16 protein-coding genes and 1 pseudogene are annotated in these 17,942 nt (G+C 69.8%); 11 read left to right on the top strand and 6 right to left on the bottom strand.

Annotated features, from left to right (window positions below; all coding sequences use genetic code 11):
- Nucleotides 1–8: 8 nt before the first annotated feature.
- On the bottom strand, nt 9–848 hold the full coding sequence (locus RM1_RS07470) for an alpha/beta hydrolase (RefSeq protein ID WP_072750696.1): 840 nt from the start codon (nt 846–848) through the stop codon (nt 9–11).
- A gap of 71 nt (nt 849–919) precedes the next feature.
- Here RM1_RS07470 and RM1_RS07465 point away from each other — a divergent pair, with 71 nt between their 5' ends.
- On the top strand, nt 920–1,858 hold the full coding sequence (locus tag RM1_RS07465; protein WP_072750695.1) for a DUF5996 family protein: 939 nt from the start codon (nt 920–922) through the stop codon (nt 1,856–1,858).
- Between the two features lie 10 nt (nt 1,859–1,868).
- On the opposite strand, the gene RM1_RS07460 is transcribed toward RM1_RS07465, so the two are convergent.
- Complete coding sequence (locus tag RM1_RS07460) at nt 1,869–3,200, bottom strand: YhgE/Pip domain-containing protein (protein ID WP_143069474.1); 1,332 nt, start codon at nt 3,198–3,200, stop codon at nt 1,869–1,871.
- Nucleotides 3,201–3,278: 78 nt separating this feature from the next.
- Nucleotides 3,279–3,998, bottom strand: a complete 720-nt coding sequence (locus RM1_RS07455) for an SIMPL domain-containing protein (RefSeq protein WP_245816124.1) — start codon at nt 3,996–3,998, stop codon at nt 3,279–3,281.
- Nucleotides 3,999–4,123: 125 nt separating this feature from the next.
- On the opposite strand from RM1_RS07455, the gene RM1_RS07450 reads away from it, so the two are divergent.
- The 9 genes and pseudogenes from RM1_RS07450 to RM1_RS07410 all read left to right on the top strand — a co-directional run bounded on the left by RM1_RS07450 (nt 4,124) and on the right by RM1_RS07410 (nt 12,883).
- Complete coding sequence (locus RM1_RS07450) at nt 4,124–4,882, top strand: alpha/beta fold hydrolase (RefSeq protein WP_245816122.1); 759 nt, start codon at nt 4,124–4,126, stop codon at nt 4,880–4,882.
- Nucleotides 4,879–5,244 (top strand): Zn-ribbon domain-containing OB-fold protein, encoded by a 366-nt coding sequence (locus tag RM1_RS07445; protein WP_245816120.1) that lies wholly within the window; start codon nt 4,879–4,881, stop codon nt 5,242–5,244. The genes RM1_RS07450 and RM1_RS07445 overlap by 4 nt, the downstream gene beginning before the upstream one ends.
- A gap of 92 nt (nt 5,245–5,336) precedes the next feature.
- The gene (locus RM1_RS07440; RefSeq protein ID WP_072750692.1) at nt 5,337–6,302 is read left to right on the top strand and encodes a pirin family protein; all 966 of its coding nucleotides are present in this window, start codon (nt 5,337–5,339) and stop codon (nt 6,300–6,302) included.
- A gap of 2 nt (nt 6,303–6,304) precedes the next feature.
- Nucleotides 6,305–7,083 (top strand): annotated as a pseudogene (locus RM1_RS07435) (pirin family protein).
- 195 nt (nt 7,084–7,278) lie between these two features.
- A complete protein-coding gene (locus tag RM1_RS07430) occupies nt 7,279–8,052 on the top strand; it encodes a pirin family protein (protein WP_027502627.1) in 774 nt (257 codons plus the stop codon).
- A 60-nt stretch (nt 8,053–8,112) separates the two neighbouring features.
- Entirely contained in the window at nt 8,113–9,018 is a 906-nt protein-coding gene (locus tag RM1_RS07425) for a PaaI family thioesterase (protein ID WP_072750691.1), read from the top strand.
- Between the two features lie 98 nt (nt 9,019–9,116).
- Nucleotides 9,117–9,797: a DUF4190 domain-containing protein gene (locus tag RM1_RS07420; RefSeq protein WP_083576585.1), complete on the top strand. Its 681-nt coding sequence runs from the start codon at nt 9,117–9,119 to the stop codon at nt 9,795–9,797.
- Nucleotides 9,798–9,896: 99 nt separating this feature from the next.
- Complete coding sequence (locus RM1_RS07415) at nt 9,897–10,832, top strand: peptidase associated/transthyretin-like domain-containing protein (protein ID WP_072750690.1); 936 nt, start codon at nt 9,897–9,899, stop codon at nt 10,830–10,832.
- Nucleotides 10,833–10,918: 86 nt separating this feature from the next.
- Nucleotides 10,919–12,883, top strand: a complete 1,965-nt coding sequence (locus tag RM1_RS07410) for a M13 family metallopeptidase (protein ID WP_072750689.1) — start codon at nt 10,919–10,921, stop codon at nt 12,881–12,883.
- Between the two features lie 25 nt (nt 12,884–12,908).
- On the opposite strand, the gene RM1_RS07405 is transcribed toward RM1_RS07410, so the two are convergent.
- Nucleotides 12,909–14,282, bottom strand: a complete 1,374-nt coding sequence (locus RM1_RS07405) for a DUF2252 domain-containing protein (RefSeq protein ID WP_072750688.1) — start codon at nt 14,280–14,282, stop codon at nt 12,909–12,911.
- A 20-nt stretch (nt 14,283–14,302) separates the two neighbouring features.
- The gene (locus RM1_RS07400; RefSeq protein ID WP_072750687.1) at nt 14,303–16,066 is read right to left on the bottom strand and encodes an ABC transporter ATP-binding protein; all 1,764 of its coding nucleotides are present in this window, start codon (nt 16,064–16,066) and stop codon (nt 14,303–14,305) included.
- A gap of 79 nt (nt 16,067–16,145) precedes the next feature.
- Between RM1_RS07400 and RM1_RS07395 the strand changes: the two genes are divergently transcribed.
- A complete protein-coding gene (locus tag RM1_RS07395; RefSeq protein WP_072750686.1) occupies nt 16,146–16,724 on the top strand; it encodes a TetR/AcrR family transcriptional regulator in 579 nt (192 codons plus the stop codon).
- 73 nt (nt 16,725–16,797) lie between these two features.
- On the opposite strand, the gene RM1_RS07390 is transcribed toward RM1_RS07395, so the two are convergent.
- Nucleotides 16,798–17,727, bottom strand: a complete 930-nt coding sequence (locus RM1_RS07390) for a L,D-transpeptidase (protein ID WP_072750685.1) — start codon at nt 17,725–17,727, stop codon at nt 16,798–16,800.
- Nucleotides 17,728–17,942: the final 215 nt, after the last annotated feature.

Raw genomic sequence — 17,942 nt, 5'->3', positions numbered from 1 at the left:
CACGGCTCTCATCCCTTGAGGCGCGGCTCCAACCACTCGACCACGTCGTCGAGCACCTGCTCGCGCTCCGGCTCGTTGAACACCTCGTGAAAGAGGCCGTCGTACTCGGTGTACGTCAGGTCCTGGGAGCCCGCGATGTCGGCGATCATCCGGCTGCCGTTGACGTTCGCCAGCCCGTCCTCGCTGCCGTGCAGCAGCAGCAACGGAACCTGCAGCGTCGGCAGCCGGTCGGGCAGCGACTCGGCGTTGACGATCATCCCGCGCGCGATACCGGCGGGAACCTTGCCGTGGTGCACCAGCGGGTCGGAGTTGTAGGCGGCCACCACCGCCGGATCGCGGGAGACCAGATTCGCGTCCAGCGACTCGACGGGAACCCGGGGCGCGAACCGGCCGAGGACCTTGCCCACCTCGACCACCACACGGGGCACCCCGGTCGTCACGTCCACCGCCGGGGCGGACAGGATCAGTCCGGCCAGGTCGCCGGGGTGATCGAGCGCGTAGGACAGCGCGATCGCGCCACCCATGCTGTGGCCGAGGAGGTACCGGTCGAGCCCGGGATGCTCGGCGGCCGCGATCCCGAACAGCCTCCTTAGATCGTCGGTGAAGTCCGACCAGTCCTTGAGCTCGACGCGCTTGCCGCCCGAGCGACCGTGACCGCGATGGTCGGGCGCGTACACCACCAGGCCCAACCCCAGCAGGCGCTCGACGACGTGGTCGTAACGGCGGGCGTGCTCGCCGAAGCCGTGCGCGAGCACCAGCACCCCGCTCGGCTCGCCGTCCGGTGTCCAGACGTCGTAGTCGATCCGGGTGCCGTATTTGCCGGTGAACGAGGATTCGGTGTGGGCCACGGATCCGAGTCTAGGTGGCAGACTCGGATGGGCATCGACGATTCCGGGGAGCATTCACCGAGGGAGACACGATGACCGAGACGACGGCGACCGGCGCGTGGCCCGCGCTGCGCCTCGACGAATGGACCGACACCCGAGACACACTGCACATGTGGCTGCAGATCATCGGGAAGATCCGGCTACAGCACGCGCCGCTGCTCAACCACTGGTGGCAGGTGACGCTGTACGTCACCGCCAGGGGGCTGACCACCTCGGCCATCCCGTGCGGCTCCCGGATCCTGGAGATCGAATTCGACTTCTGTGACCACGAGCTGCGCATGCGCACCAGCGACGGCGGCGCCCGCCGGATCTCACTCGAACCGAAGTCGGTGGCCGAGTTCTACGCCCAGACCGTCACAGCGCTCGGGGAACTGGGCGTCGAGGTGCGGATCCAGGCCAGCCCCAACGAGGTCGTGACGGCGATCCCGTTCGCGGAGGACGAGGTGCACGCCTCGTACGACGCCGCGGCCGCGAACCTGTTCTGGCGCCAGCTGGTCCAGGCCGACCTGGTGCTGACCCGGTTCCGCTCGCACTTCGTCGGCAAGTGCTCACCCGTGCACTTCTTCTGGGGCGCGATGGATCTGGCCTGCACCCGGTTCTCGGGGCGCGGCGCCCCCGTCCACCCGGGCGGGGCCCCGAACTGCGCGGACTGGGTGATGGTCGAGGGCTATTCGCGCGAGCTGAGCAGCTGCGGATTCTGGCCGGGCGGCGGCGAGGAGGGGGGCTTCTACTCCTACGCCTATCCGGCGCCGGAGGGTTTCGCCGACCGGCCCGTCGGCCCCGCGCAGGCGCACTACAGCGCCGAGCTCGGCGAGTTCGTGCTGCCGTACGAGGCCGTGCGCACCGCGGCCGACCCGGACGCCGCGCTGATGGAGTTCCTGCAGAGCACCTACGAGGCCGCCGCCTCGCTGGGGACCTGGGACCGGTCCGCTCTCGAATCCGATCCCGCCCGCTGGGATCAGCAGAACTGAGCCACGCCCGTCAGCCCGTCGGACCCGACGGGCGCCGCCGCAGCGACCACACCAGCGCGCCCGCGAGCGCGGCCGTCGTCGCCGCGAACAGGATCGCGAGGTTCCTTGCGGTGAACAGCTCGACTCCGCCGTCGGATCCGCCGGTCTGGACCACCGCGACCGGCGCGCTGAGCACGGTCGAGATCCGATCCTGCTGCGCGGCATTGCGGGCGGGAATCGCGTTGACCCCCTTCGTCAGCTGCTCCCCGATCTGCGTCGAAACGGACTTGAGCTGGCTGACGCCGGTGAGGATCTGGTCCTTGGTGGTGCCCAGCAGCGCGGGCGCCTGCTCCGCGATGGGGCCGATCCCGGCCTGGAGCTGGTTACCGGCATCGGTCAGCTGCGCGGACACGTCCTGCAGCTGACCGAGCCCGCTGCGCAGCGCGCCGCCCAGGTCGGTGTCGGGCCCGGCGTCGGCGCTCAGCAGCCCGGTGATCGCCGTGAGCTGACCGGACACCAGCGCGAGATCGGTCTTGGTCTGCTCCAGCGTCCGCACCATCTCGGGCTGGAGCCCGGTGGCACGCAGGGCCGCGGCCGCGGCATCGAGACCGCCTTGCAGCTGCTCGGTGGAGCGGGTGACGTCGCCGAGGGTGACGCCGAGCTCGGTCAGCCGACCGGACACCTCGGTCGCGGGGCCAACCGCGCCGTCCACCATCGACGAGACCTGTCCGGCGACGTCGACGAGCTGGTTGGCGCCGTCGTTCGCCGTGGCCAGGAGCGGCAACACCTGGTCGGCCTGACCGAGCAGCTCCTGAACCTGCTTGTCCGCGGCGGTTGTCGCGGCCGTCAGCAGCTGGGACGGCAGGAGCGTCTGCTGCAACTGGGCCCGCGCCGAGGCGATCCCGGCCAGGACGTCCTTGATGCCCTGCGCCCCGGTCTGATCCGAGACGGTCGCCATCAACGCCGACATCGACTCCGTGTCCGCGGGCGAGCCGTCACCGTTGTAGTGCACCGCGAGTTCCGCCTGCCGGGGCGCGTTGGTGGAGAGCGAGTTCACCGCGTCGGAGAAGTCCGCCGGGATGGTGACGGAAGCCAGGTACGCATCGGCCGACCCCTCATCGGCCGATACCGTCGCCCATTCGAAGTCGCCCGATTCCTGCAGCGCCGCGACGACCTGGTCCCCCGCATTCATCGGCTTGCCGTCGACCACCGCGCCCGCGTCCTCGTTGACGATCGCGACGGTTCTCGTCGATTCCCCCTCAGGGGCGAGCAGGAAGTAGACCCCGACGACGGCGGCGAGGAGCGCCGTCACCGCGGCGATCACCCACGGCCCACGTCTCGAACTCGCATGTGCGGCAACCATAGGCCGGAGGGTACGGGCAATCTCTGGCATCAGGGTGGCGCGAATGTGAGAAGACTGTGAGGAAAAGAGCGTGCGTGCTCAACCGATGTCGTAGACGACCGCGACCGACACGGTCAGCTCCTGACTGCCCGGTTCGATCGGCGTCGAGGGGGCCCGGTCGAGCGCGCCGCCGGGGAAGGGCGTCGGCCCGGTGGCGGGCACCTCGGTGATCGAGCGGACCTCGCCGAGACCGACCCCGGCGGCCTCCGCGATCTGCCGCGCCTGCGCCTGCGCCTGTCGCACCGCGTCTGCCCTGGCCTGCGCGCGCAGGTCGCTGTCGTCGGCGATGGAGAAGGACGTCTGCTGGACCCGGGCGGCATCGCCCGCCGCGGCCGCGGCGGCGTCGATCAGCCCGCCGGCCGCACTCACGTCGTGCACGGTCGCCGTCACCTGGTTCGTCACCTGATAGCCGGTGATCGCCGCGGAGTTCGGGTCGTACGTCGGCTGCACGGACAGCCCGCTGGTCTGGATGTCCTCCGCCCGCACCCCCTTCTCCTTCAGGGTGTCGATGAGGGCGTTCGCCTTGTCCGCGTTGTCCGCCAGCGCGCCTGCCGCGTCCCGCGCCTGCGTCTGCACCCCGAGCACCACCGTCAGGGTGTCGGGCGTCCCGCTGACCTTCCCGGTGGCCTGAGTGCTGATCCCGGGGGGAGCGCCGGTCCCCGCCTGCGCGTCGGACCCGTCTGCACAGCCCGCGGAGAGCAGGCCGAGGGCGGACACCACCAGGGCCGACGCGACGATGAGGTTTCGGTTGGCGGCCACGCACTCCACTATGGCCGATCACCACCGGACGCCGTCGGGTTTCGCGTCGCCCCGCCGCCCCGCAAGAAACAGGTAGGTATCCGGGTGGTTCCACCGTCGTCACGCGGGCAGCACGAGGGAACAGTGTGACCCACACCACTGCCGAGCATGTCGAGGTTCCGATGACGCACCATCAGCACCCATCCGCGAACATCCTCCATCCCGATCCGCACCCCACGCTGACCTCGCTGGAGTCGCAACTCGACGGGCGTGCCATCGCCTACGGTGTCGCGGGCGAGGGACCGCCGCTGGTGTTCCTGCACGGATGGGGCTCGAGCCATCGCACGTATCGACGGTCTCTGGTGCGGCTCGCCCGCAACGGCGCGCGGGTGCTCGCGCCCTCGCTCCCCGGGTTCGGCGGGACGGCCGAGCTGCCTCGTGGTGAGCGACATCCCGCCGGCTACGCGCGGTGGCTGGGGCGGTTCATCGACTCCGTCGGCGCCACGGAGCCGGTCACCCTCGTCGGACACTCCTTCGGCGGCGGCGTCGCCATCCAGGCCGCCCACGACCTCCCCGACCACGTCGCCCGGCTCGTTCTCGTCAACTCGATCGGCGGAGCCGTCGGCCCCCGGGCGGGACTGCCGCACGAATGGCGCGCCACCACCGGCGGCGACCAGACCCGCCAGCTCGACCGCCTGGCGGACCGCGGCCTCCCGGTGACCCTGCTCTGGGCCCGCGGCGATCAGGTGATCCCGCGAGCAGGCCTCGAGTCGCTGCGTACGGCGCTTCGTCGTCCGCCGGTGTTCACGGTCGCCGGCTCCCACGAATGGCCGGTCGGCGACCCACACGGCTTCGGGCACGCCATGCGGACCGTGCTCGCATGGCCGCAGAGGGTCGCGGCATGACCGCGCCAGCGCACCCGGCGCGGCTGATGATCAATCGCTGCACGCGCTGCGCCACGCTGCTCGCGCCACTGACGGCGTCCTGCCCCTCCTGCCGGGGCTCCGAACTCCGCGCGGTGCCGTCCTCCGGCGCCGGGTCGATCGTGTCGTGGAAGGTGGCCGACCGTCGGCCGGACGAGGCGTGCGACGGCTCCGCCCCCGCGGCCGTCGGGATCGTCGAGCTCGACGACGGCCCGCGGATCTACACGTGGATCGACGGAGAGGTCCCGGCGGGCACCGATTTGGACGTCCGCGTCGAGTTCCGGCCCACCGCCGAGGACGGCCGGTTCCCGGTGTTCGCCGTCCGGCCGACCCGACGGTCCTGACCGGCTCCCGCGTCGGGAATACCTCCGCCCCGCGGGTGTTGAGTCAGATGCACTAGTTGAACAATCAACTAACTGACCCGGAGGAGCGTTCCATGCCCGCCGTGACCGTCGACAACATCCTCGCCCTGCCGCGCATCACCGAGACCGCGCCCGACTCCGCGCCGCGGCCGGTGCTGGCCGTGACCACCGCCCCCGTCGGCTACGAGGGCGAGGGCTTCCCGGTGCGCCGCGCGTTCGCGGGCGTCGACATGAAGCACCTCGACCCGTTCATCCACATGGACCAGATGGGTGAGGTGGACTACGCGCCGGGCGAGCCCAAGGGCACCCCGTGGCATCCGCACCGCGGCTTCGAGACAGTCACCTACATGATCGACGGGATCATGGAGCACCAGGACTCCAACGGTGGTGGCGGCACGATCGGCGGCGGCGACACCCAGTGGATGACCGCGGGCGGCGGCATCCTGCACATCGAGACCCCGCCCGAACACCTCGTGGTCAGCGGGGGCCTGTTCCACGGCGTCCAGCTGTGGGTGAACCTGCCTCGCGACAACAAGATGGCGGCTCCCCGCTACCAGGACATCACCGGCAACAAGGTCGCGCTGCTGTCCTCGCCGGACGGCGGCGCCCTTGTCCGCGTCATCGCGGGCGAGGTCGACGGCCACCAGGGCCCCGGCTCCACCTACACCCCGATCAGCCTGGTGCACGCGACCATCGCGCCGGGGGCCCGACTGACCCTGCCGTGGAACCCCGAGTTCAACGCGCTCGCGTACGTCCTCGCGGGCGAGGGCACGGTCGGCGCCGAGCGCAGGCCGGTCCGGATGGGCCAGACCACCGTGTTCGGTCGCGGCGACACGCTGACCGTCGCGGCCGCGGACACCCAGGACTCCCGGACCGAGTCCCTCGAGGTCTTCATCCTCGGCGGCAAGCCGATCCGCGAGCCCGTCGCGATGGCGGGACCGTTCGTGATGAACACCAAGGCGGAGGTCATCCAGGCGTTCGAGGACTTCCAGGCAGGCCGGCTGGGTTCGATCCCCGCCGCCCACGAGACCCTGGCGTAGCGATGCCGACGGTGGCGGTCCAACGCGCGGCCGACCGCGCGCACCAGAACTACGGCTGGCTCGACTCCAGGCAGAGCTTCCCCTTCGCGGGCAACTTCGACCTGGCCGCGAACGCGCACGGGCTGCTGGTGGTCAACAACGAGGACGTCGTCGATGTCGGATCCGGATTCGACATGCATCAGCACCGGGATGCGGAGATCGTCACCTGGGTGCTCAGCGGATCCCTGGTCCACCAGGACTCCGAGGGGCACTCGGGGGTGGTCCTCCCCCAAGCACTCCGTGCAGGGAGGTGCCCCCACCCGGACTCGCGCAGCGGATGAGCGCGGGCCGCGGCATCATGCACTCCGAGCGCAACGACCGCTGGCGGGTCGACGGGAGCCGGGGCACCGAGCCGGTGCACGTGGTGCAGATGTGGATCCCGCCGGATGAGTTCGGCATCGAGCCGAGCTACCAGGAACTACCGATCGACGCGGAACTCGACAGTGGCCGGTTGGTCACGGTGGCATCGGGACTGCCCCGGCACCGCGATCACGCCGCGATCGGTCTGAACAACCGGCACGCGGGGCTGCACGCCGCCAGATTGCAAACTGGACAGTCTGTAACAGTGCCGGACGCCCCGTACGTTCACGTGTTCGTCGCGCGCGGATCCGGCGAGGTCGAGGGATTCGGACGTCTCGACCAGGGTGATTCCTTGCGGCTCAGCGGGATCGGCGGCCAGCGATACACCGCGGCCGAACCCACGGAGCTGCTGATCTGGGAGATGCATGCCGCACTCAGATGAGCCCACGAGGATGTGCTCGGATCCGCTTTGCCAGCAACGCTTTTCGTCAGGAGCGGACGCGCCCGACGGCCCGGTTCGCGCGCCACCGAACCGGGTCCGTCGTGCAACGGTCCCGCATCGGAGCCGACAACTGTGCACCGAGTTCTTGACGCCCTCGTACTCTGGAATCTCTAAGCACCACAAAGGAGGACGCCCATGACGGCACCCACCACACCGCACGTCGACATCCACCGCGCGGGCGATCGGATGAAGACCCGGATCTCCTGGCTCGATTCGAAGCACTCCTTCTCGTTCGGGCAGCACTACGACCCGGACAACACCCATCACGGCGTACTGATGGTCAACAACGACGACATCGTGATGCCGGGCCAGGGCTTCGACACCCATCCACACAGGGACATGGAGATCGTCACCTGGGTGCTGCGGGGATCGCTGGTGCATCAGGACTCGATCGGGCATTCCGGCGTCATCTACCCGGGCCTGGCCCAGCGGATGAGCGCGGGCACCGGCATCCTGCACTCGGAGAAGAACGACTCCTGGCGGCTGGCCGGATCCGAGCACGACGAGCATGCCGAGCCGGTTCGATTCATCCAGATGTGGGTGCTGCCCGACGAGCCGGGCATCAGCCCCGGCTACGAGCAGCTCGAGATCGACGACGAGCTGATGCGCGGCGGACTCGTGCCGGTCGCCTCCGGCATGCCCGCACACCGGAACCAGTCGGCCATCACGATCGCGAACCGGGGCGCGGCACTGCATGTCGCGCGACTGCAGCCGGGCGGCTCGGTACAGCTCCCCGAGGCCCCCTACCTGCACCTTTTCGTCGCCCAGGGCGAGGTGTCGTTGGAGGGCGCCGGAATCCTGTCCGAGGGTGACGCGGTCCGGCTCACCGCGTCGGGGGGACAGCGGTTGTCCGCCGACGCCCCGGCCGAGGTGCTGGTCTGGGAGATGCACAGCCGCCTCGGCGGCTGAGGCGGCCGCTGATCGGGACCGCGCCGTAGGCAGTGCGGGCCCCGATGATAGAGAAGAGGCATGACCACCACGGAGAACCAGCGGCTCGACCGGCTCAACGAGCTGATGGGCGTGCAGTCCGTCGAACTCGCCCCCGGCCTGATCCGGCTCCGCCAGGAGGTCGGCCCTCGGTTCCACGACCATCGCGGCCGGACGGTCCTCGGATCGATCGGGGTGCTGGCCGACAACGTGCCCGGCCGCGCGATCGGCAACGCGGTGCCCGAGGGAACCCAGGTCGTGTTGTCGCAGGTGGTGGCCGCTGTGGCGGGTCCGCTGCCCGCGACCGGCACCATCGAGGCAACGGGCAACGCGGTCCGGATCGACGGCGCGGCCGGCATCGGCCTTGCCACCGGCGACATGCGCGGACCGGATGGCGAGGTGCTCGTGGCGTTGCAGTCCCGCGGGATGGTGGTCACCCGAGAGGCAGCCAACGCCGAGGCTGTACTCAGGGGCGACGCCCTGCCCGTCGAGGCCGCCGAACCGGTCGCGGGCGCCGCCGAGCTCGCCGACCGCACCGGGCTGGGGATCGTGGAGGACATCGCGGGGGGCGCGCTGGCGCGTGGCCCGCTCGCCGGACTGCTGGGCATGGGGCTACCCGAGGTCGCCCGGGGACTGGTGGTCGGCGAGTTCGCTCCGCGGGACTGGATGAGCAACCCGCTCGGGTCCATTCAGGGCGGGGTGCTGATCTCCGCTGCGGACCTGGTCATGGGCCTGGCCGCGCAGACCCTCACCGCGCCCGGCCAGGGCTACGAGCCGCTCGACCTGAGGATCGACTTCGTCCGTTCCCCCGCGGCCGACGGCCCACCGATCCGAGCCGAGGCCGAGGTGCTTCGGGCCGGACGCCGGCTGGCCCTGATCGAGTCGCGACTCGTCGATCCCTCGGGACGCCTGCTCGCGCGGGCGGCCGGCAGCGTCCAGCTGCGCTGAGTGCGGTCGCGTCAATACCGTCTATCGAACCTCCGACGCGACTACTCTGCGGGTGGCGTGACTTTTCCGGTGCCCATGGGTGAATCCGAGGAGAGACGATGACGAATCAGCCGCCGAACCCGCCGGAGGGGACCCCGCCGCCGGAAGACCAGCAGCCGGAAGGCCAGCAGCCGCCGTACCCGGGTCCTCCGCAGGACGCAGGCCCCCAGTACCCCGGTCAGCAGCCGTACCAAGGGCAGCCGTACCCCGGGCAGCAGTACCAAGGTCAGCCGTACCCCGGGCAGCAGTACCAGGGTCAGCCGTACCCCGGGCAGCAGTACCAGGGTCAGCCATATCCCGGGCAGCCGTATGCGGCGCAGCCCTATCCGGGCCAGCCGCCCGCGCAGCCCCGCAACGGCGCGGGCATCACCGCACTCGTCCTCGGCATCTTCTCGGTGCTGACCGTCTGGACCATCGTCGGCGGCATCCTCCTCGGAGCCGTCGCGATCATCGTCGGCCTCGTCGGCCGATCGCTGTACAAGAAGAGGCAGGCCACCAACGGCGGGGTTTCCCTGGCGGGCATCCTGCTCGGCCTCGCCGGGCTGACCATCTCGATCGTGCTGGTCGTGGTCGGGATCGGCCTGTTCAACAAGCTCGGGGGCAGGGACTTCGCCGAGTGCATGGCCGATGCCGGCAACAACCGGGCCGCCCAGCAGCGTTGCGAGGACGAGTTCCGCAGCAACCTCGAGGACAAGTTCTCGGTGACGCTCGAGGCCCCGACCACACTCCCGCCGCGCTGATCGCGCCCGGCGCCCAGACACCTCGCAGCCCGCTGCCAGGGTCCTCACAGCCGCCAGGTCGACGATGGTGAAAACCATCCACACCGAGCGGAGATCAACGTGAACGAGGACATCGCGCGCAGCCGCGCCCGCGTCAGCCGACGGCGAGCGCTGGCCATGGGCGGGACAGTTGGGCTCAGCGGCCTGATCGCTGCCTGCGCGGGCAACGGCTCCGGCGGGACCGCGACGAGCGCCACCGCATCCACCACCGGCACGGCGGTCGCCGCGAGCAGCGATGTGGCCGCCCTGCTCGCCAGGGCCCCCCAGTGCGTCACGACCACCGAGGAGACGCAGGGCCCGTACTGGTTCGACGTCGACTCGATCCGCAACGACCTGCGTGAGGACCGGCCCGGCGCCACCCTCGACCTGGCGATCCGGGTGCAGGATCCGCAGAAGTGCACCCCCGACGGCTCGGCAGGCGGAGTCGCCAACGCCGTGGTGGAGATCTGGCACTGCGACGCGGGCGGGGTGTACTCGGGCTTCGAGTCCGGGTCCATGGGAGCCAACGGCGCCCCGCCGGCGGACGGCGGAGGTCAGCCCCCTGCGGGCGGCCCGCGTCCGGGTGGCCCGCCTCCCGGCGGCGGCAGCGGGGGCGCGCCGGGAGCATCCGGACCCGGCGAGACCTCCGACGGTTCGTACAGCGTCGGCGACGCCGAGTCGGCCACCACCGACGACGGCACCTACCTGCGCGGCGCACAGACCACCGACGCCGACGGCATCGCGAGGTTCACCACGATCTTCCCCGGCTGGTACCAGGGCCGCACCACACACATCCATCTCAAGGTGCACATGGACAAGGCCACCGTGCTCACCTCGCAGCTCTACTTCGAGGAGGCGCTCATCGACGAGGTGTACGCGTCGGCGCCCTACAACGAGCACACCGGGCGGGAGAACAACGTCGACAACGCCACCGACGGCATCTTCGATGCGTCCGGCATGGTGACGGCAGTCAGGGCCGCCGACGGATATGTCGGCGCCATCAACATCGGGGTGTGACGCGGCTCCGCCGCCCGTGCGCGCATTTCACGCCTACCGGGGTACAACTCACGCACGGTCGGCGGCGTCGCGGTAGAAATAGAGGCATGACGACGCCCGCTTCCGGAATCGACCTCACCCACCTCGACCAGGGCATCCGCGCGCAGGACGACCTGTTCGTCCACGTCAACGGCAAATGGCTCGACGACTACGTGATCCCCGCCGACCGAGCCGTGGACGGCGCCTTCCGCACGCTCTACGACCAGGCCGAGGTCGACGTGCGGGCGATCATCACCGAGGCCGCGGAGACCCGCGGCGCGGAGGGCACCGATCCGCAGCGGATCGGCGACCTCTACAGCTCGTTCATGGATGCCGACGCCGTCGAGCTGGCCGGGCTGGAGCCGATCGCGGGCGAGCTCGCCGCGGTGGATGCGGTGAGCGACCTGTCCGCGCTCGCGCGCCTGCTCGGCGAGCTGCAGCGCACCGGTGTCTCCGGGGCGATCGGCAACTACGTCGACACCGACGCCAAGGACTCCTCGCGCTATCTCGTGCACCTGACCCAGTCCGGGATCGGGCTGCCCGACGAGTCCTACTACCGCGAGGATTCCTACGCCGAGACCCGCGCGGCCTACCTCGAGCACGTGCAGAAGATGCTCACCCTCGCGGGCAGGCCCGACCCCGCAACCGACGCCCAGACGATCCTCGACCTGGAGACCCAGATCGCCGCGGGACACTGGGACGTGGTGCGCAGGCGCGACGCCGAGCTCAGCTACAACCTGGTCACCCTGGCCGACCTGTCCGCCGAGAATTCCGGATTCGATTGGGCCGCTTGGGTGTCCGGCCTCGGCGGTTCGCCGGAGACCTTCGCGGAGCTGGTGGTCCGCCAGCCCAGCTTCCTGACCTCGCTGACCGCGCTCTGGACGCAGCGCCCGCTCGCCGACTGGAGGGCGTGGGCGGCATGGAAGGTGATCCACTCGCGGGCTCAGTACCTGACCGCAGACCTGGTCGCGGAGGATTTCGCGTTCTACGGCACCACCCTGTCCGGTACCGAGGAGAACCGGGAACGTTGGAAGCGCGGTGTCTCCCTGGTGCAGGACCTGCTCGGCGAGTCCGTCGGCAAGCTCTACGTCGAGCGGCATTTCCCGGCCGAGGCCAAGGCCCGGATGCAGGAACTGGTCGCGAACCTGCAGGAGGCGTACCGCCGCAACATCTCCGAGCTGGAATGGATGAGCCCGGACACCCGGAGCGCGGCGTTGGCCAAACTGGAGAAGTTCACTCCCAAGATCGGCTACCCCGACAAGTGGCGGGACTACTCCGGGCTGTCGATCTCGGCGGACGATCTGGTCGGCAACTACCGTCGCGGGTACGCCGCCGATCACGACCGCGACCTGGCGAAGCTCGGCGGGCCGGTCGATCGCGACGAGTGGTTCATGACCCCGCAGACGGTCAACGCCTATTACAACCCGGGCATGAACGAGATCGTCTTCCCCGCAGCGATTCTGCAACCGCCGTTCTTCGACGCCGCGGCGGACGACGCGGCGAACTACGGCGGGATCGGCGCGGTCATCGGACACGAGATCGGGCACGGCTTCGACGACCAGGGTGCCAAGTACGACGGTGACGGCAACATGGTCGACTGGTGGACCGACAGCGACCGCACCGAGTTCGGCAAGCGCACCAAGGCGCTGATCGAGCAGTACAACGAGCTCGAGCCGAAGGCGTTGCCGGGCCACAAGGTCAACGGCGAGTTCACCATCGGCGAGAACATCGGCGATCTCGGCGGCCTGTCCATCGCGGTCGAGGCGTACCGGATCGCACTGGACGGCAAGGACTCTCCCGCCATCGACGGGCTCACGGGTCTGCAGCGCGTCTTCTTCGGCTGGGCGCAGGTGTGGCGGACCAAGGCCAGGAACGAGGAGGCCATCCGCCGCCTCGCCGTCGACCCGCACTCACCGCCGGAGTTCCGCTGCAACGCAGTGGTGCGCAATCTCGACAGCTTCCACGAGGCGTTCGACGTCACCCCCGGCGACGCGCTCTACCTCGAACCCGAGCGTCGCGTCCGCATCTGGTGATACGAGCGGCGCCGTGGTCGTGCACTCATCGAGTCGCCCGGCTACGGCGCTGCTTCACCTGCTCGTAGTCCAGCCGGTTCTGCTCACCGTAGGCCACCGCGAATGCCGCGATGGCCTCATCGAAAGTGGTTCCGTTGCCCAGGTATCCGGCGATCGCGGCCGGATCTCCGGTGCGGGCGTGGGCTCTGGCCAGCGCGATCGCACACAACCGTGCGTAGGCCCGTAGACCGGACGGATCCATCGCGGCGATGCTGAATGAGCCCTTCTTGTCCCGCAACTGCCGGACGTAGAAGTCGCGGCCGAACGAACCGGGGCCGCTGAACCATCCGAGGAACGGATCGCTCGCGCTCTGGATCAACCGCTGCCCCTCGACCACGCGCCTGCCCTGGTCGCGGTGGGCCGAACCAGAGACGTACGGCGCGAGCACCGACGGCTGCGCCTCCTTGATCTGCAGGAACAGCGGGTCCTGCGCACTCTCCCCGACGAACAACGCCATGAAGCCGAGCATGCCGACGGATCCGACCCCCACCGTCTTGCTGGCGATGTCCTGGAATCGATAGCGGGCCACCAGTTCCCGCCGGTCCGGCGCCAGTGTCCCGAGATAGCGCTCGAAGGAACCCCTGAGCAGATCCGTCACCTCCGCATGCCGCTCGTGTGGCAGCCGGGTGATCAGCGGCGGCTCCTCCTTGATCAGGAACCGGCCGTTCTCGTACCTGGCGAACCGCTTGAGCGAGCCGAGCTGAGTTCGCTTCTCCACCTTGGCCATCACGGCCTGGGCCGGCCCGAGCTGACGAGCGGCGATCTGATCCCGCAGCCCGGCCAGCATCGCGTCCGCCTCGATCCGGAGATACCAGACGTCCAGCGCGGGCATCTGCGCCGCGTGGTGGATCGTCTCCCGGTAGGCGGCGCCCACGATCAATGCCGCGGCGCGCGCGTCCGATGCACTGTGACCGTTCGTTGCCGCGGCCACCAGCACCGAGGTCGCCAGCCGCTTGAGGTCCCATTCGAAGGGCCCGCGGTGCACCTCGTCGAAGTCGTTGAGATCGAACACGAGCCGCCGGTCCGGGCCGGCGAACAGCCCGAAGTTCGCGAGGTGGGCATCCCCGCTCGCCATCACCGTCAGCTCGGTGCGAGCGCAGTGCGCCAGGTCCCACGCCATGATGGCGGCCGAGCCACGCAGGAAGGTGAACGGCGAGACCAGCATCCGCTCGAATCTGAGCGGCACCAGTTCGGGAATCCGATTCGCGTTCTGCCGGTCGAGGATCGACACCGGATCGGGCCGATACGAGGAGGGCGCCCACGAACCGTGCGCCCCGCGCGGGATCCGGGCACGCAGATGCTTGCCTCGTCGCCGGCGTTCGGCGGCGGGCTCAGACGTGTCGAAGGCTGCGACGGCCACCGTCCGAGCCTACCGCCGCCCTATACGGCGATCTGGAGGTCGACCCCGATTCGCAACGCGGTGACCAGTTCCCGGTAGAGCTCGTCCGACTCCAGCAGCTCGAGGTGGGTGCCGCGTGCCCGGATCCGCCCGCGTTCCATCACCAGGATGGTGTCTGCGTCGATCACGGTCGAGAGCCGGTGCGCGATGGTCACCACCGAACCCGTCTGCGACAGCTCCCGGATCATGTCATGGATGGCGGCCTCGGTCCGGCCGTCCACCTGCGCCGTGGCCTCGTCGAGAAGCAACACGTCCGGGCGCCGAACGATGGCCCGCGCCAGCGCGATTCGCTGCCGCTGTCCACCCGAGACATTGGTGGCGGACAGGTCGCTGTCGAGTCCGTCGGGGAGCTCACGCACGGTCTCTTCGAGGTGCACCGCACGCAACGCCGCCCACACCTCCTCCTCGGTGGCCTCCTGGTGGGTGAACAGCAGGTTCGACCGAATCGTGCCGGGCACGATGGGCGTCTCCTGCTCCACGTACGCCAGCCGGGAGCGCACCTGGTCGAACGGCAGCTCCGAGTAGGGCACGCCGTCCAGCAGGATCTCGCCGCTCTCCGGGTGCAGGAACCGCAGCAACAGCGAGAACAGCGTGGTCTTACCCGCCCCGGACGGACCGACGATGGCGGTGTGTCCGCGCGCCGGGATCTGCGCGCTGACCCCACGCACGGACGGCTCGGTGCCGGGGGCATACCGAGCGACGACGTCGACCAGCTCCAGCACCGGCACGTCGGGGGCCGGCCGCAGCGGCTGGACGTCGACGGCGGCGTGCTCCTCGACCTCCATGTCATGCACCTCGCGAATCCGGCTCGCCGCGGCGATCCCGGACTGGACGAGCGCGACATTCTGCGCCATCGCGGTGACAGGGGCGGTCAGCAGGAAGGCGTACAGCAGGAAGGCCACCAGCGCGGAGACCGCGAGCGCCCCCGAGCTCACCCGGTACGCACCGAAGGCGAGAATCCCGATGATCGCGAGCTGCATCCCACCGCCGGCGATGATCCAGACCAGGGCGGTGACCCGGGCCGCCCGGACGCTGTGCACCTGCGAGTGCTTCGCGTCGATGATGATCCGCTCGGCCTCGCGGGCCTCCGCGCGGCTCGACTTGACCGTCCGGATCGCGCGCAGCGCCCCCTCGAGCACACCGCCGAGCCGCCCGACCGATTCCTGCGCCTGCCGCTGCGACTTCGCGAGCTGCGGCATGAGAAGGAGGGCAAGAACACCGACGACCAGGAGCGACGCCACGGTTGCCCCGAACAGGACGAGGTCGAGCATCGCCATCAGGACGAGGGTGCCGATGATGCTGACGACGGCGTTGAACAGTTCGACCAGGCTGGACGAGGTCGCCTCCCGGAGCAGAACGGTGTCCGAGGTGACCCGGGTGACCAGTTCGCCCGACGGCCGCGCCGTCAGGCTGCCGACCGTGGCACGGAAGTACCTGCGCACGATGGATTCCCGTGCGTCGTAGACCACGCGGGCGGCCAGTGTGCCGAGCAGGATCCACTGGAAGTACCCGACCACGCCGGTGACGACGAGCACGCCGAGGAGCGTGAGAACGGGCGTGAGCATCGAGCCGTCGCTGCTGAGCGTGTCCAGCATGTACTTGATGATCATCGGCGTCGCCAGGCCCGAGGCGGTGACGATGATCCCCAGGACCATGCCCAGCCCGAGCATCTTCCGGTGCGGGCGAATGTAGGACCACAACAGCCGCGCGTGCGGCCAGCTCACAGACGCCTGAGAATCACTCATGTCCACCAGTGGAACATCCACGTCCCATTTCTGTCAATGAAAGTTCCATTTAGGAACAATCCACTGCTACCGTGAGGACATGTCGACCGACACCGTCCCCGAATCGGGCACCAAGGCGCGCACCCGCCGTGCCATCCTCGACGCGGCCGTCGACGTGCTCGGCAAGAACTCGGCCGCGTCCCTCAGCGAGATCGCCGCGGAGGCCGAGGTGGGCCGCAGCACCCTGCACCGCTACTACCCGGAGCGCATCGATCTGATCCGCGCCCTCGGCGAGGACGCCCTCGACAAGCTCCGCGCGGCACTGGAACGGTCCCGGCCCACCGAGGGCCCCGCGGATGCGGCACTGCGCCGGATGAGCCACGAGTGCTTCGACCTCGGGCCCCTGCTCTCGCTCTTCTTCGGCGACCCGCAGGCGCTGTCGCACGCGGCATTCTGGGAGGGCCTCGGCGCGGCCGACGCACCGCTGCTCGACCTGATCGAACGCGGCCAGGCCGACGGCACCTTCTCCTCGGCGCTCAAGGTCCGCTGGATTCGCCGGATGCTGTGGTGGTGCCTGCTCACCGGGTGGGAGAGCTTCAACACCGAGGGCTATTCGCGTACCGACGCGATCGAGTCCATCGACCTGACGGTTGCCCGTATCACCAGCCCCGACCGGTAGCCGGGCCCCATACGAACGATGCGCGCACGATCACCGGGTGATCGTGCGCGCATCGTGGGCGGTGCGGATTCCGCTACCGGTTCCAGTCCCCCAGCCCGTCGGAGCCGTCGAGCGTCCCGCCGCTGGTGTTCGTCACGATCACCGGGTCGCCCTTCTTCGCGTTCTCGAAGAACCACTTGCCGTCCTCGGTGCTCACGTTCAGGCAGCCGTGGCTCGTGTTGGTGCTGCCCTGCTGGTTCACCGACCACGGCGCGGCGTGCACGAAGATGCCGCTGTTGGAGATGCGGGTCGCGTATTCGACGTAGGTCCGGTAGCCCTCCGGCGCGTCGATCGGGACACCGTAGGTGGACGAGTCCATGTACATGTCGCGCAACTGCTCGCCGACGATGTAGGTGCCGTTCGGGGTCTCGTGGCCGGTCTTGCCCATCGAGGTCGGCATCGTCTTGACCACCTCACCGTTGCGGGTGATGGTGATCTCCTTGGTGTTGTCGTCGGCGGTGGCCACCAGCGCGTCGCCGATGTGGAAGGCGGAGCGCGCCCCGCCCGCCTCGACCACGACGTCGGTGCCAGCCGGCCAGAACTCGGTCGGCCGCCACCGCACCTGGCTGTTGTTGATCCAGTAGAACGAACCGTCGACCTTCGGGCTGCTGCTGATCTTGATGGCCCGCTCCGCGGTGGCGCGGTCGTCGATGGCCTCGTCGAACCGGATGATGATGGGCTGCGCGACGCCGACAACCTCGCCCTCGGACGGGTTCAGGCTCGGCGCGGAGAAGTTGGCCGGCCCCACCTGCGGCTCCGCCGGAGCCTGCGGCGCGAGGGGCGCGGCTGGCGCCGGTAGGCCGGGGAGGGTGGGCAGGGCGATGTCTGGGCCGCCGGGAAACAGCGGTACCGCCTGCGCCGGAACGACCAGCGCCGTGCCTGCGGCCGCGGCACCGATCAGGGCCGTCGCGACCCGATTTGCCCAGCGCCGACGACTGGTGCTCCCGGTCTCGATCTTGCGCATTCAAGTCCCATCATCCGACTGCAGGAGAAATCTGCGAATCCCGCATTAGCAGGCTTCGCCGATTCCAGTAGACACAACAGGTTCGCCGTTGGCCAGGTGCCACTCCGCCCAGACAGCCCGGTCGCACGGCTCCGTCCCAGGTCGCACGGGTTCCCACCCCGGTAGGTGATCCGCCTCTCAGCCAGGCGGATCACCGCATCCAGCGGCCCGGCGGT

This window comes from Rhodococcus maanshanensis NBRC 100610, from assembly GCF_001894865.1.
Lineage (GTDB): Bacteria > Actinomycetota > Actinomycetes > Mycobacteriales > Mycobacteriaceae > Rhodococcus_G > Rhodococcus_G maanshanensis.
Note: the sequence above shows the minus strand (reverse complement) of the source record. Positions and strands in the feature narration are given on the sequence as shown.